Origin of the sequence: Zhihengliuella sp. ISTPL4 (assembly GCF_002848265.1) — a bacterium.
Taxonomy (GTDB): Bacteria; Actinomycetota; Actinomycetes; order Actinomycetales; family Microbacteriaceae; genus Microbacterium.
This window is the reverse complement of sequence record NZ_CP025422.1, coordinates 2169251-2184926: the sequence shown is the minus strand read 5'-3', so window position 1 is coordinate 2184926 and position 15676 is coordinate 2169251. Positions and strand designations below refer to the sequence as shown.

Here is a 15676-nt window from a genome sequence, read left to right as displayed (position 1 = left end):
ATCGGGGGATCCCCCGGCGCACGACGCCGGGTGGCTGCAGGCGCGCGGTCTCCCAGCAGACCGTGAGGAGCAGGAGTGGCAACGCGCATGGCAGCGACACCGCCGACGCTGGCGGGCTACAGCTATGTGCGTCCCCTCGGGTCCGGCGGGTTCGCCGATGTGTTCCTCTACGAACAGGACATGCCACGCCGCGTCGTCGCCGTGAAGGTGCTGCTCGCGGATGCCGTGAACCCCGGAGTGCTGCAGACCTTCAACGTGGAAGCCGACATCTCGGCGCGCCTGAGCGCGCACCCGTCGATCGTCACCATCTACCAGGCCTCCATCTCGGCGGACGGGCGGCCCTACTTCGCGATGGAGTACTGCCCTGACACGATGAGCGCGCGGTACAAGAAGGCCCCGCTTCCGCTCGCCGAGGTGCTCGACATCGGCGTGCGCATGGCCGGCGCGCTGGAGACCGTGCACCGGGCCGGACTGCTGCACCGCGACATCAAGCCGTCGAACGTGCTCATCAACTCCTTGGGCGCGCCGGTCCTGGCCGACTTCGGCATCGCAGCCGCCGTCATCGAGGAAGGCGAGAGCGAGACGATCGCGATGTCCGTGCCGTGGAGCTCTCCCGAGGTGCTCCAGGAGCGGGTGTCCGGCTCGATCCCCAGCGAGGTATGGAGCCTCGGCGCGACGCTCTACACGCTGCTTGCCGGCCGCAGCCCTTTCGAGCGCGCCGACCGCGGCTCGAACTCGCGCGATCAGCTGACGGACCGGATCATCAAGGCGCGCTACACGGCGGTGCCGGTCCCCGGCATTCCGCCACTCATCGACGACATCTTCGCGAGCGCGATGCACCGCGACCCGGCGAAGCGACCGGCGAGCATGGCGGAATTCGCGGAGAAGCTGCGCTGGGCGCAGTACGAGCTCGGCATCTCACCGACGGCGTTCGAGGCGGCGTCGGCGGAGTGGGCCGCGGCCGCACCGGTGAACTTCTCCGACTCCGCCGTCCGCGGCCCGGTCATCACGACGGTCGCGCCCGATTCGCGGAGGGCGGCGCGTGCGGCCCGTCCGCAGTCCTCACCCCGCGAGCGGGATGACGTCCCCGCCGGCACGCGCGGCCGCAACCGGTCGCCCCTCGTCGTCGGCATCGTCGGCGCGGTGATCGGGGCCGCTGCGATCGCGGGCATCGGCACTGCGGTCCTGTTCCTCACCGGGGTCCTCTGATGGCGGCAGGGAACCGCAAAGGCGCCGAGGCCGCGACCCCGTCGCGAGGCCGGCTGATCGCGCTGATCTCGGGGATCCTGGCGCTCGTGGTCGTCGTCGGGCTCGCGGTGACCGCCCAGGGGTACCAGTCGCAGGAAGTGCCGCGTCTCGAACCCGCCGTCTGGGTCATGCGGGACAGCGGGCAGTACGCGCGTGTCAACACCGAACTCGCCGAGATCGACACGGTCCGGGACGTCGACGACCCCGAGGCGGTCTGGCAGAGCGGCTCCAGCACCGTGCTCTATGCGCAGGGCAACCGGCAGCGGTGGGACGTCGACGCCGCGAGCCCCGCCGACCTCCTCTCCGACAGCTCGGAGGAGGGGACGCCGCTCGCCTCGCAGCCGACCCCCGCCGGGACGCGCGATGTGCTCTCCGCGGGCGTCTACGTGGCCTACCGCACCGACACCGGACAGGTGTCCGTGTCGACCCTGGCCGCCGGAGCCGGGACGGCCCCCGTCGATCCGTTCGCGGAGGTCGAGGTCGAGGAGGGGGAGGATCCGCCCACCTACACGGCCGACGCGATCGGACTCTCGCCGGATGGTCTGCTCGTCCTCTACTCGGCGGACGAGGGGGCGGTCCGCCGCTTCGACATCGAGGAGCACCGGTTCCTCGGGGATGCGACCACCGTGTCCGACGCGCCGGAGGCCGGCGAAGGGCTCGCGATCGCGGTCGTCGGCGACCGCTGGGCCATGCTGCAGCCGACGACCGGAGAGCTCTGGGTGTCCGGCCGCGATGAGGCCGTCGAGCTGGACGTCGCCGAGGACGCCCGCCTGCAGCGCGGCGCAGCGGAGGGCGAAGCCGTGCTCGTCGCCGACTCGGACGGTCTCGTCTCCGTGGATCTCTCCTCCGGGGAGTCCGACCGGGTGGCAGAGGCGTCCGGCGTCCCGGCTGCCCCGGTCACCGTTCGCGGGGAGGCCTACGCAGCCTGGCTCGACAGCGGCGGCGGGACCCTGTGGAGTGCCGGGGAGACCACGCCGCTGCAGGTTCCGGACGAGACGCTCGACGCGGCCGCCATCGAGCCGGTCTTCCAGGGCAACGGCGACCGCGCTGTGCTGGTCGAGACGGGCACCGGCCTCATCTGGACCGCGCCGGACGGTGTGCTGATCCCGCTCGAGCAGTGGAAGATCGAAGACGACACCGAGCAGCAGGAGGGCACGATCGTCGTCGAGGACGTGGCGGAGCAGCTTCCGCCGGTCGCGGTCGACGACGCGTTCGGAGTGCGCGCAGGGGAGCAGGTCATCCTGCCCGTGCTTCTGAACGATCACGATCCGAACAAGAAGGACGTCCTGACGATCGATCCGGACTCGGTTTCGGCGGGGCTGAACGACCCGGACTTCGGTGACCTGGCCCTCGTGGCGAACGGTCAATCCCTCGTCGTGAACGTGAAGGCGCGCTCCGGGCAGACGAGCTTCACGTACGCCGTCACCGACGGCGCCGCGGTCTCGCCACCGGCGACCGTGACGCTGACGGTCGTCGATCCCGGGGTCAATTCCGCTCCCGTCTGGTGCGGCGTCGACGCCTGCACTCAGGACTGGCCGACACCGCAGATCCTCGCCGGCGGCAGCACGATCGTCTCCGCCCTCTCCGGATGGGTCGACCCCGAGGGCGATGCGTTCATCCTGAGCGATGCGTACGAGACGGACTCCTCGGCGCCGGTGATGGTGGCGCCGACGGACGACGGGCGCGTGGCGATCCGACACACCGACCCGAACGCCGCGGATGCCGTGATCTCGGTCACGGTCGTGGTGCAGGACGTGCACGGGGCGACGGCGGAGAAGACCCTCGAGGTGCAGGTCAGCGGCAGCCCGGCTCTGCAGGCGTCGGCCGTCGCGATGACCGCGCGGGTGGGGGAGCGCCAGTCCATCCGGATCTCGGACCACCTGTCCGGCGGCTCCGGGTCCTACCGCCTCGTCGACGCCGTACAGACCGCCGCGACGGCGCAGGGCTTCGAGGTCAGCCCGAACGCGGCCTCCGGCACCGTGGAGCTCACGGCCGCCGAGCCGGGCCAGTACGTGGTCACCTACACCGCTCAGGACGTCACCACGCAGGCCGAACAGTCCGGCGTCATCCGCATCACCGCGGTCGACGGCTCATCGGGCCTCGCGATGGCGCCGTTGACGGCGTTCGTCCGGGAGGGCGAGGACACGACCGTCGACGTTCTCCGCGCCGTGCAGAACACCAGCGGACGGGTGCTGCTGTTGTCCGACGCTGTGAGCTCCACGCCGCAGCTCAACGTGCGTGTGGTCGGCAACGAGAGCCTTCGGATCAACGGGACGACGGAGGACGGTGAGCCCGGCCTGATCGGCAAGGCGACGGTCACGGTCGCGGACGGGGCGGGCGGCGCCGTCCAGGGCACGGTCAGCGTGTTCCTCACCCCGCCGTCGACGGTCACCCGACCGATCGTCTTCCCGGACGCGGTGACGGTGCGCGCCGGCTCGCTCACGCGCATCGAGGTCGCCGCCAACGACGTCGCCCCGCGCGGCGAGCCGCTCCTCGTGCTCCCCGAGGTGACCGGCTCCGGCGAGCCGGACGAACTCGTCTTCGCCGATCGCAACGCCCTGCGATATCTCGCGCCGACGACCCCCGGCACCTACCGTCTGACGTACTCCGTCTCGCTGGAACGGAACCCGTCCCTGTCCGACGACGGGGTCGTGACGGTCACGGTGGTTCCGCCAGGGACGAACCGCGCCCCGACACCCATCGCCCTCACCGGTCGCGTCCTCAGCGGCCAGACGGTCTCCATCCCGGTGCCGACGACCGGCATGGACGGCGACGGCGACCGCGTGGTGCTCTCCGGCGTCGATCAGCCGAAGAAGGGTGGCGGCACGGCGACCATCTCAGCGAACGGCGAGGCGATCGTGTACCGGGCGCCGGCGAGCGGAGTGGACGGCGGTCAGGTGTCGTTCCGCTACACCGTGCGCGATCCGCAGGGAGAGGAAGGCAGCGGTGCCGTCCGCATCGGCGTCCTCGACGCGGATATCGACGATGCCGCCCCGGTGACCTTCAGCGACTACGTCCGCGTCGAGGCGGGATCGCGGGCCCCGGTCGTGCTGGACCCGCGGTCGAACGACCTCGATCCTGCGCAGAGCGAGCTCGAGATCACCGCGCTCGTCCCGAACGCGCCCCCCGTCAAGGGGAATCCGCTGTACGACCGGCTGAATGCGCTGATCGACTCCGACACCTCTCTCGAGGACGGTCGCGTCGTGCTGCGCGCCGGGGAGACCGCGGGGACGAACTCGTACTTCTACACCGTGAAGTCCACGCGGACCGGGAGCACGGCGCAGGGCCTCATCGTGCTCACCGTCACCGACGGCACGGTCGCCGACCAGCCCCTCGTGGCGGACACCGTCGTCACCGCACGTGATCGCGCCGACCTTGCAGACGGCGGCATCGATGTCGTGACGGATCGCGTGCGCTGGCCCTCCGGCGATGTGTCGTCGTTGCGGTTGAGCCTGTGGGGTGAGCAGCCCGGATACACGGTGCGGGGCAACCGCATCGTGGGGACCGCGCCGAAGGAGGGCGCGCTGGTGCCCTTCCAGCTCACCGGCACCGCGGCAGGCGGACGTGATGTGGCCGCGTACGGCTTCCTCAGGATCCCCGCGTTCGACGACATGCAGGTGCAGCTCGTCCCCGGAGCGACGCCGGTCACCGTCGACGAGGACGACACTGTCTCCTTCCCGGTGCAGGACTACCTCGATCTGCCGTCGTCGGATGCCGTCGAGATCGGTTCGGGCGCCTTCACGGCCCAGCGGGCCGCGGCGTCGTGCGCGGCCGATGGCCCGGGCAACGCGGAATACCGCGCCGGTCGTGAGGCGCCGTGGTCGGACACCTGCCTGGTCCCGGTGCGGCTGGAGGGCCAGAAGCGCTGGTCATACATCGACGTGCCCGTCAGCATCCGTCCCGCGGAGCCGCAGCTGCTCCTCTCCTCGATCTCGCACACGATCGCTCCCGGGGCGACGGAGAGCGTGGACCTCTACGCCAACATGGCCGCCTGGGAAGGCGGGCGCGAGGGTAACGCGGGCTCCCTCGAGTACCGGATCGTGTATTCGGGTTCCGCGTTCGTCGTCACGCAGAGCGGGGCGAAACTGACGATCGAGGCGCGTGCCGACGCGCGACCGGGCAACACCGAGAACGTCAGCGTGACGGTGCCGCAGTACGGCCAACCGTCCGCCTCCGTGCGCTTGGTCGTCGGCGCGGCGCCGCCGGACGCGCCGCGCGGGGCGACCTTCACGAAGCAGTGTGTGGTCACGAACGCCAACTGCTCGATCGACGTCGTCGACGTGGCGGGCGAGTACGACCCGTTCGCCGGGAAGCCGGGGTCCGGGCTGCGGCTGATGTCGCTCGGGGCGGGCGCGCGCTGCGATGTCGCCTCGATCGCGACCGCGGGAGCCAAGACGATCACGGCGAGCTGGCCCGGCGGCGGGCAGGCCCCCGGCGGACAGTGCGTGATCCCCTTCGTCGTGGCGGACGCCCAGGGGCGGACCGGCACCGGCACCCTGACTCTCGACCTTCAGGGTTTCCCGCAGGCACCCGCGAGCGTCACCACGGTCGGCTTCACGCGCACGACCGTCGCGCTCGAGGTGCCGCTGGGCGAGGCCGGGCGGGCACACCCCGCGGTCTCCGGCGTGACGATCCTGCAGGACGGCGCCCCGGCGAACGCGTCCTGCAGCCCTGCCGGCGCTGTTTATCGCTGCACGGTGAACGGGCTGACGAACGGCGCCCCGCACACGTTCACGGCGGCAGCCGTCAACGCCGTCGGGACCTCGGCGGCGACCTCACCGCACACCAGCTGGGCGTACGCCGCTCCGGTCGTCTCGAACGCGACGGCCACGCCGGTGTACCGCCCGGGCGTCTCCGATCGCGGGCGCGGAGCAGTCGACCTGTCCATCACTGCGGCCGACGATGCCGTGTCGTTCCGGATCGAGGAGACGGGCGAGGTCGTCAACCGCACAGGAGCGACCACCACCGCCAGCATCGCGCTCTCGCCCGGACCGCAGACCCTGACGATCGTCCCGATCAGCCAGTTCCAGCCGCCCACCGGTGGCGGGAACGAAGGTGGTGCCTTCCGCACCTCGGTGACGGTCGCCGGCTCCGTGTACTTCGATCCCTCGGTGACGCAGGCCGCCGCGGTCTCCAACACGGCCGTGAACGTCTCCGGCATCGCCGCCCAGGCCAACGGCAGTGCCAAGGGCGTCCAGGTCACCTACGTGGCCTGGCGGTCCGGCAACGTGAGCTGCACCGCGAACGGCGACGGTTCGCTGGGGGTGTCCGGCGGAGAGGTGCGCTCCGAGTCCCCCTCTCTCCAGGGGCTGCGGCCGTACCAGCTGTACTACGTCAAGGCGTGCGCATCGAACGGCTACGGCGTGGCCGAGTCGTCCACCGCGGCCGTCTTCACGTTCACGTTCGTCGACGGCCCCGGCGGCGACACCACCTACACGGTCGCGAAGGACCCGCGCCGCGACGGGAACCGCTACGACTACGGCCTGTCCTCCGCCCCGCGCATCGACGTGGAGAACGGCTTCGTGCCGAAGTACTACATGTACGGATCGTGGCGCGATGATTTCGCGCTCACGCCGGACTCGTCCCCAGGGCAGGTCCTCGCCCGCGCCTGCCATGCCAGCCAGAGCAACTCCTGCTCCGGCGAGGTCACCATCACCGCGACGACCGCACCGACCGTCGTCAACGCCGTGTTCCAACCCTGCATGCCCGTCGTCGAGGACGATGTCGTGACGGTGTCCAGCGCCGCACGCGGCTCGTACACCCTCGTGGCGACGCCCCTCGTCGACACCCCCGGCACTTTCGACGTGAAGATCACGTGGACCGGTGCCTACGCCACCCTGACCCCCATCACGCATCGAGTCACGGGCCTGTGCCCCTGATCGCCGAGCGTCCCGACACGAATACTCTTTCCCTATGCCAGCCACCGCAGCAGCCCCCGTCACCCTCGCTCCCGAGCAGGCCTCCTGGTTCGCCGAGACGTTCTCGATCCTGACCGGCAACATCGAGCAGGCGATCCTCGGCAAGCGGCACGTGGTCGAGCTCGTGCTCGCCACCGCCGTGAGCGGAGGGCACGTCCTTCTGGAGGACTACCCCGGCACCGGGAAGACGGCGCTCGCCCGTGCCGTGGCGCAGACGGTGAACGGAACGAGCAGCCGTATCCAGTTCACGCCTGACCTCCTCCCCGGCGATGTGACCGGCATCACGGTCTACGACCAGAAGGAGGGCACGTTCGAGTTCCACGCGGGGCCCGTCTTCGCGAACATCGTGCTCGCCGACGAGATCAACCGGGCGAGCCCGAAGACCCAATCCGCGCTGCTCGAGGTCATGGAGGAGGGCACGGTCACCGTCGACGGCGTGACACGATCGGTCGGTTCCCCGTTCCTCGTGATGGCGACGCAGAACCCCATCGAGCAGGGAGGCACCTACCGGCTCCCTGAGGCGCAACTCGACCGCTTCATGATCAAGACCTCGATCGGCTACCCTGACGAGGCGGCGACCATGCGCATCCTGCAGGGGGCCGGCCGGCCGAAGACGGTGCTCGACGGCATCGTCGACACCGACACGATCCTGACGATGGCAGAGATGTCGCGCGGCGTGTACGTGAACCCGCTGGTGTCCGACTACATCATGCGCATCGTCGATGCCACGCGCCGAGCGTCCGAGGTGCGTCTCGGCGCCAGCGTGCGCGGCGCTCTCGCGCTGTCCCGGCTCGTGATGACGTGGGCGGCCAAGAACGGACGCACGTTCGTCACGCCCGACGATGTACGCGAGCTCGCCGTGGTCGCCCTCGCCCACCGTCTCGTCCTCGAACCGGAGGCCGAGTTCGACGGGGTGACCGCCGTGGCCGTGATCGGGCAGATCCTCCTCGACGTCGAGCCCCCGCGCGAGAACGGCACTGCGTGACCTTCAGCACCGAATCCCGCCTGACGCGGACGACCGCCGGCACGAGCACGTCGACGCGGACGTCCACCGTCACGCGATACGACCGCACGCGCCGCGGTCCCGTGCGCGGTGCGGTCTTCGGCGCGCGCCGTGTCGTCCGCTCCGTGGGGCGTGCAGCCAGGGCCACGGCCGGCTGGGTCCGCGAGACCGTGACCACAGCGGGCATGCTCGTGGCCGTCGCGGTGGTGCTCGGCGTGCTCGCCGGCCTGCTGTTCGGCTGGGTGGAGGCCTGGGCCGTGGCCACGATCGCACTCGTGCTGCTGCTCGCCTGCGTGCCGTTCATCCTGGGTGCGCATGACTACCGGATCGATCTCGTGCTCGACCGCGACCGCGTCGTCGCGGGTGCCGAGATCGGTGCGACTCTCGACGTCCGCAACAACGGCGAGCGCCTCTCCCTCCCCGGTGTCGTCGATGTGCCGGTGGGGGAGGGCCTGGTCGAGGCGCACGTGCCGCTGCTGCGTCCGGGGGCTCACCATCGGGAGGAGCTGACCATCGCCGCGCACCACCGCGGCGTCATCGACGTCGGCCCCATGACCATCACCCGCGGCGACCCGATCGGCATCCTCCGCCGAGAGCTGCGCTGGCCGGACGTGCAGCGCATCCACGTGCACCCGGTGACCGTGCGCCTCCCCAGCACCAGCGCGGGCCTGATCCGCGATCTCGAGGGAACCCCGAGCACGACTCTCGTCGACGCCGACCTCTCGTTCCACGCCGTGCGCGAATACGTCGTCGGCGACTCCCCGCGGCACATCCACTGGAAGTCGACCGCGAAGACGGGCACCCTGATGGTGCGGCAGTACGAGGAGTCCCGGCACGCGCGCATCGCCGTGATCCTCGACCTCGACCCGGAGTCGTACGCCGACGACGACGAGTTCGAGAACACCGTCAGCGCGGCCGCCTCGCTGGCGCTGCAGGGTGTGCGGGACGGCCGGGACGTGCTGTTCTCGGTGAGCAACGAGATCCCGGAGCACGGCCGCGCCGAGGTGCTGTCGATCCGCACGCTGCCCACGGTCACCCCCAAAGCTCTCCTGGACGCGACCTCCACGATCGATCAGGCGGCCCGCGTGATGCGGCTCGAAGCCGTCACCGCGCTCACCGCGCAGTCGTACCCGGACCTCTCGATCGGCTTCCTGCTCACCGGTTCGCTTCTGCCGCTCGAGCGCCTGCGTCACGCGGCGGTGAAGCTCCCGGCGGCCGTCGAGGCGGTGGCGGTCCGCAGCGAGCTCGGCGCGCAGCCGACGATGCGGACGGCCAGAGAACTCGCGGTGATGACCCTCGGCGCGCTCGGTGATCTCCCCCAGATGCTCGCCCGCGGAGCCCTGCGATGAGTGCGGCCGGCCCGAAGCGCGGGCGGCCGCGTCGCGGAACCCTCCCCTCAGCGCTGACCCTGTGGTCGCTGGGGTACGTGCTGGTCGGCGTGCTCCTCGCGACGGCGGCGGCCTGGCCGGTCTACGTGGCTCCCCGGGCGCTCGCGGTCGGGATCGTCGGCGGCCTCCTCGGCATCGCCGTCGCCGTCGTCGCGCGCATCCTGCGCTGGGGAACGCTGCTCGCCGCGGTAGCCGCCTCCGGCGTGTACCTGCTGGTCGCGGTGCCGCTCGCCATCCCCTCCGCCCTCACCTCCGTGCCCGCCCTCCTCGGCGGTGTCCGGGATGCCGTGCTCGGGGTGGTGCTGGGCTGGAAACAGATGCTCACCCTGAATCCGCCGCTGGGAGAGTATCAGGCGGTCCTCATCCCCTTCCTCGTGGTGATGCTGTTCGGCTCGTTCGTCGCCACCCTCTTCGTCTGGGGCGGCGGCAAGCGGGCGGTGGCCGCCGTTCCTGTGGTCGTGGCCATGAGCGTCTTCGGCATCGCCTTCGGTGTGAGCGGCACGTCCGCTCCCGTTTCGGTGGCCGGTGTCGAGCTGCCCGCACCGCGCGAATGGCTGATCGGCGTCGCGGTCTTCGTGGTCTCCCTCGTCTGGGTCGTCGGGCGCACGCGGATGCAGCGCGCCGCCGCCCTGCGCAGCGTGGCGGCGGCGAACATCTCCCGCCGGGCGACCCCTGCCTGGCTCACCGTACGCCGGCACCTCCTCTCCGCGGGTCTGGCCGCGGTCGCCCTGGTCGCCGGCTTCGCGATCGCTCCGGCCGCGGCCGGCTGGTCGGATCGCTCCGTGCTCCGCGACGAGATCGAACCCATGGTGGTGGTGCAGGAACAACCGAGTCCGCTCAGCTCGTACCGCTCCTGGTTCTCCGGCGACACGCTGGACACCCCGGTGGTGCGGCTGGAGGGCGAACCCGGCGCGGTGGACCGCCTCCGCCTGGTCACCCTCGACGCGTACGACGGCGAGGACTTCCACATCGACGCGGACGACCGCTTCAGCCGCCTGCCGCGCTCCGCGCTCCCGGGATCCGGCCGGGTGACGCTCGACCTCGCGATCGGCGAAGCCTACCGGGGGATCTGGGTCCCGTCGCCGGCCGGTCTCGCGGAGGCCCCCGCCTTCTCCGGCGAGCGGGCCGATGCCCTCGCCGACGGCTTCCACGTGAACGCCGAGGGGGACACCGCGATCACCATCGCGGACGCGCCGGGCGGCGGGGAGGGGCTCGTGCCCGGTGATCGCTATTCGGTGCTGATCGATGCGCCGGGGAACCCCGGTGACGTCACGGCACTCCAGGGTGGTCGGTCGACCCTCGACGCCGATCGGTACCCGGCGCTCGTCGAATGGGCGGAGATGCAGGAACAGCCACGCACCGGCGCGGGCTACCTCGAGCTGATCGATCGGCTCCGCTCGCGCGGCTATCTCAGTCACGCCCTGATCGAGGACGCCTCCGCCGCAGGCTGGATCGCGGCCCTCCAAGCATCCGAGGGCTACGCATTCGCGCCCAGCTACGCCGGGCACTCTGCCGCTCGCATCGAGGAGCTCTTCACCGACCTGACGGAACAGGAGAGGCGCGCGGGCCCCGACGCCGACCCGGAACTGCTCGTATCGGCGGTCGGGGATGACGAGCAGTTCTCGGTTGCTGCGGCGCTTCTCGCTCAGCACTGGGGCCTCGAATCCCGGGTGGTGATGGGGGCCCGCCTCGCGGCGGCGGAGGAGGTCCCGGGAATCCCTGCCTGTACCGAGGTCTGCACCGGCGCGAACATGAGCGCCTGGGTCGAGGTGCGTGCGTCGGGCGGGGAGTGGATCCCCGTCGATGCGACGCCGCAGTACGCGATGCTGCCGAGTGCCATCACCGAGGGTGAGCAGCTGCCGGAGCATCCGACCGTCCCGGAGCAGCCGCGGTCGGAGGCCCTGGATCCGCCGCAGGCGCAGAGCGACGCGAACAACGATGCGCCCCCGCTGGAGGAACCGGCCTCGGAAGTCCTCGCCGTCCTCCTGCCCATCCTCAAGGGGGTCGGTCTCGGCCTCCTCGTCCTCCTGCTGCTGGCTCTGCCCTTCCTCGTGCTCCTGGTCGCCAAGACTCGGCGCGCACGGGCACGCCGCACCGCGCCCGACCCCGAGGTGCGCCTGGCGGGTGCCTGGGAGGAGCTCGCCGACGTCTACGCCGACCACGACGTGCCCATGGTCGCCGACGGCACCCGCGCCCAGCGCGCACAGTCGAGCGGTCGCGCAGCCGCGCACCGGCTGGCCGCCCTCGTCGATCGCGCCGTCTTCGCCGAGCACCCGCCGACGCCCGAAGACGCGACGGCCGCGTGGGTGATCGTGGACGCGGAACGGGCGGAGCTCGCGAAGGCCAGGACGCGGTGGCGGCGTCTGCGTACCCGCGTGCGGCCGACATCGTTCGTCGCCAGGACGCGGACCCTGCGCCTCCCCGGCTTCGGCGCACGACCCACGCTCGGTACGCTCGGATGGACCGGTTCACTGGATGACCGGAAGAAGGGGGACTCATGACCGCGCCCGCGGACTCCGGTCTGGCCACGATGCTCGCCGTCATCGTCGGACTCGGCCTGCTCGTCGGCCTGGCCGTCTACGTCTGGTACGCCCTGGCGTTGTCGCGCCTGTTCCCCCGCATCGACGGGGAAGGGTGGAAGGGGTGGGTGCCCGTCCTCAACGAGGCCGAGATCCTCGCGCGCGGGGGAGTGCCCGCCTGGTCGGTGGTGTTCTACTTCATCCCGCTCGTGCAGCTCTATGGGATCTACCTCAAGGTCGTCGCCACCCACCGGATCAACCGGCGCTTCGGACGGGGAGCTGGGATGACCGTGCTCGCCATCCTCCTGCCACCGGTGTGGGCGACCGTTCTCGCGTGGGGTCCTGCGCCCTACCCCGAGGGGGACCGGCTCGCCGCGCTCCAGCCGGGACCGCGTCGCAGCGCACCGCCGCCTGCGGCCCCCGCGCGGGATGCGTCGGGCTACACGATCCCCTCGTTCGCCCCGACGGGGACCGGATCGCCGGAGACGCCGTCCCTGATCTTTCCGGACTACGCTGCGCCGCCCGCGGGCGCACCGACCCCGCCCCCGGCAGCCGCGCCGCCGGCGGCCGCCTCGGCCGCGATCGCTCCGCAGAGCGAACCCGCGGCGCCGAGGTCGTTCGCTCCGCCGACGTTCGCTCCGCCTGCGGAGTCGGTCGCACCGCCACAGGATCCGTCTCCCGCGGCACCGTCCCCGTCTTCGGCGCCACCGGCGCCGCCCGCGCCGCCGCCCGCCGCCGCTCCTGTCGCACCTGCGGCCACTGCCTCCCCCGCGGCACCGTCCCCGCAGCCGCTTCCGCCCGCGGCCGCACCGGCGCCGCCCGCCGCGCAGCCGCAGCCCTCCGGGGCACACCCGCCCACGGGCATCATGGCCGCGATGGGCGACGTGCCGCCGGCCGCCCCGCAGTCCGCGCCCGCCCCCGCGCCCACGACCGAGGCGGCGCGGAGCGAGGAGCCCTCCGTCGCGCCGACGCCGGAGGCGAACCGCGTCGTCCGGCCCGTGCCGCCTTCGTTCCGCGACGGCGGACAGCCCGAAGCCGCACAGATGCCGACGATCCGCCCGGTTCCGTCGATGACGGTGACACCCGCCGGGGAGCAGAGCGCCCCGGCGTCTGCACCCGCGACACCGACTCCCGCTGCGCCCGGCGGACTCGCGCCCGACGTCGACAAGACCGTGGTGACGCCGCGTCCCACCGATGATGACCTCGACGCCACGGTGGTCGTCGCCCGCAAGCGCGGGGTGCGGCGCGTCCTTGTGCTGGACGACGGTCGTCGGTTCTCGTTGTCCGGCGCGAGCGTCGTGATCGGTCGGAACCCCACCGGGGAACCGGGCGAGCAGCGGCTGGCCATCCCGGACACCACCCGCACGCTGTCGAAGACCCACGCCCGGCTGGTGGTGCAGGAGGACGAGTGGCGTCTGACCGACCTGCACGCCACCAACGGGGTCGTGGTCGTCGCCGACGACGGCTCGGAGACCCTCCTGGACGCCGGAGAGAGCGTGGTCGGCACCGGCCGGTTCATCCTCGGCGAAGTCGGCATGCACGTCGTCGCGGAGCGCGATTCGTGACCGTGGAATCCGTCGTCCTCCGGGTCGCCGCGCTGACCGACACCGGGCTCACGCGGACGGCCAACGAGGACGCCGTGCTCGACGCGCGTCCGGTCTTCCTGGTCGCTGACGGTATGGGCGGGCACGAGGCCGGTGATCGCGCCAGCGCGGCTGTCGTCGCCGCCTTCGAGCCGCTGCGCGGGCGGGCGGTCGACGTCGGTGACATCAGCGACGCTCTCAGCCGCGCCGCGGCCGTCGTCGAGGACATCGCCGCGGCGCACAAGCGCGGGGCGGGCAGCACCGTGACGGGCGTGGCACTCGTGGAGCACGAGGGCGCCCCGCACTGGCTCGTCTTCAACGTCGGGGACTCCCGGGTCTACCGGCACCACGGCACCGAATTGGCGCAGCTCACGATCGACCACTCCCTCGGACAGGAGCTCGTCGACGCCGGGGAGCTCCGCCCGGAAGACCTGGCCTCGTTCTCGCAGCGCAACGTCATCACCCGGGCGGTCGGCGCCCCGGACAGCACCGCGGACAGCTGGCTCCTTCCCGTCGTCGACGGCGAGCGGCTCCTGCTGTGCTCCGACGGGCTCACCGGCGAGGTCAGCGACGAAGCCATCCGCGCGACGCTGACCATGAACGGCCGCCCGGAGACCGCGGCGGCGGCGCTCGTGCGCCGCGCGCTGCAGGGTGGAGGGCGCGACAACGTCTCCGTCCTCGTGATCGACGTCGTCTCGGGCGGCGCACGCACGCGTCCCGACGACGCGACGGGCGGACGGGCCGCGGTGTCCGCGCTCACCGACTCGATGCTCGAGGGCACGACGGTCCCGGTGCGAGCGCGATGAGCAACGATGAGGTCGAGGAGACCGTCATCCTGACGCGGCGGGACCGTCGGCGGGCCGAGGCGGCGACCGATGCGCCGCCGCCGGTGTCCGATGACACATCGTCCGCCGTCGATGAGGCGACCGTCGTGGTGGATCGCGCGAAGACGGCTCCGGCCCCCGACCGAACGGACGATGCCGCGGAGGACGCGCCCGAGGGCGCCGTCGCCGATGAGCCGGACGATGCCGGGCCCGAAGACGCCGCGGGCGAGGCCATCGACGACGCGACGCTGGTCGTCGACCGCTCCACGCCTCCGGCGGCCGACGCCCCCGAGGATGCCACCGTGGCGGTCGTGCGTCGGGCTCGACGCCTGCGACGGAAGAAGGGTGCCGCCGCAGAAGGCGACGGCATCGCACCCCAGCCTGCCGGGCCGCGGTTCCGCGTCGATTCCTTCGCCGCCCCGGACGGCGCACCGGCCCCCGCGATCTACAAGCCCCGGCCAGCACCGCGCACTCCCGTCGCTCCGCCCGTCGTCGTCGGCGCGGCTGCTCCCACGCGGGTGGTGGAGCCCGGCCTGCCATCCGTCGCCAAGCAGGCGCAGCGGTGGAGTGTCATCACCCTCGCGGCGACCGTCGGCGCGGGCTTCGTGTCGGTTGCCGGTCTCGTCGTCCTCGGTTTCGTCGTCTTCGGGTGAGGAGGCGCCCTGCGGTCTCGCTAGGGTGGCGGAAGCAGGAAGAGAGGACAGTCGGATGGTTGAGGGTGCGAAGCGGTCGGCGGAGACGAGCAGCACGTCGCGCCGCTCACGGATCGCCGGGGTGGTGTCGTTCGTGATCGGTGCTGTGGCCATGATCGTCGCCGTGCCGTCGCTCTTCGCTGCGGGAGCGGACGTCGCCCTCCTCGTCGGTGGCCTCCTCGCGCTGGTCGTCGCCGGGGTGTCCTTCCTCTTCGGCGTCTTCGCCGTCCGGTTCCTGCGCCGCCCTGCGACTCGTCCGACGGCGATGACGCCGCTGTTGTGGCTGATCGCTGCGGCCTTCTTCCTCGGCGTCCTCGGCAGCATGGCCGCCTTCGTGTACAGCCAGGTCATCCAGAGTGTGAACGGCGCGGCCGTCGCGCTGCTTCTCGTGGTGCTCGGAGGTGCCGCCGTGGTCACGGGTGCCGCGCTCGGCGGCGCCGTCGTCAGGGAGCGACGGGCGGCAGCCGCCGGGCGCTGACCCGGAGTCAGACTCTCGGACTC

Annotated in this window: 9 protein-coding genes; all 9 read left to right on the top strand. The window is 72.0% G+C overall.

Features of this window, described 5'->3' with window-relative positions; all coding sequences use genetic code 11:
• Positions 1-75: 75 nt before the first annotated feature.
• From CYL12_RS10520 to CYL12_RS10480, 9 genes are read left to right on the top strand one after another with little or no spacing between them, the layout of a single operon-like run.
• On the top strand, positions 76-1209 hold the full coding sequence (locus tag CYL12_RS10520; RefSeq protein ID WP_233486711.1) for a serine/threonine-protein kinase: 1134 nt from the start codon (positions 76-78) through the stop codon (positions 1207-1209).
• Entirely contained in the window at positions 1209-7127 is a 5919-nt protein-coding gene (locus tag CYL12_RS10515) for an Ig-like domain-containing protein (protein WP_101847557.1), read from the top strand. Before CYL12_RS10520 ends, CYL12_RS10515 begins: the two co-directional genes overlap by 1 nt.
• A 34-nt stretch (positions 7128-7161) precedes the next feature.
• Positions 7162-8151 (top strand): AAA family ATPase, encoded by a 990-nt coding sequence (locus tag CYL12_RS10510; RefSeq protein WP_062635364.1) that lies wholly within the window; start codon positions 7162-7164, stop codon positions 8149-8151.
• Positions 8148-9518 (top strand): DUF58 domain-containing protein, encoded by a 1371-nt coding sequence (locus CYL12_RS10505; RefSeq protein ID WP_101847556.1) that lies wholly within the window; start codon positions 8148-8150, stop codon positions 9516-9518. Before CYL12_RS10510 ends, CYL12_RS10505 begins: the two co-directional genes overlap by 4 nt.
• Positions 9515-12058 carry a transglutaminase domain-containing protein gene (locus CYL12_RS10500; protein WP_101847555.1) on the top strand — a complete coding sequence of 848 codons (2544 nt, stop codon included), beginning with the start codon at positions 9515-9517 and terminating at the stop codon, positions 12056-12058. The genes CYL12_RS10505 and CYL12_RS10500 overlap by 4 nt, the downstream gene beginning before the upstream one ends.
• Positions 12055-13641, top strand: coding sequence for a DUF5684 domain-containing protein (locus tag CYL12_RS10495; protein ID WP_101847554.1), 1587 nt, complete (start codon positions 12055-12057; stop codon positions 13639-13641). Before CYL12_RS10500 ends, CYL12_RS10495 begins: the two co-directional genes overlap by 4 nt.
• Entirely contained in the window at positions 13638-14465 is an 828-nt protein-coding gene (locus CYL12_RS10490) for a PP2C family protein-serine/threonine phosphatase (protein ID WP_101847553.1), read from the top strand. Before CYL12_RS10495 ends, CYL12_RS10490 begins: the two co-directional genes overlap by 4 nt.
• On the top strand, positions 14462-15136 hold the full coding sequence (locus CYL12_RS10485) for a hypothetical protein (protein WP_101847552.1): 675 nt from the start codon (positions 14462-14464) through the stop codon (positions 15134-15136). The genes CYL12_RS10490 and CYL12_RS10485 overlap by 4 nt, the downstream gene beginning before the upstream one ends.
• Positions 15137-15191: 55 nt before the next feature.
• Positions 15192-15653, top strand: coding sequence for a hypothetical protein (locus tag CYL12_RS10480; RefSeq protein WP_101847551.1), 462 nt, complete (start codon positions 15192-15194; stop codon positions 15651-15653).
• Positions 15654-15676: the final 23 nt, after the last annotated feature.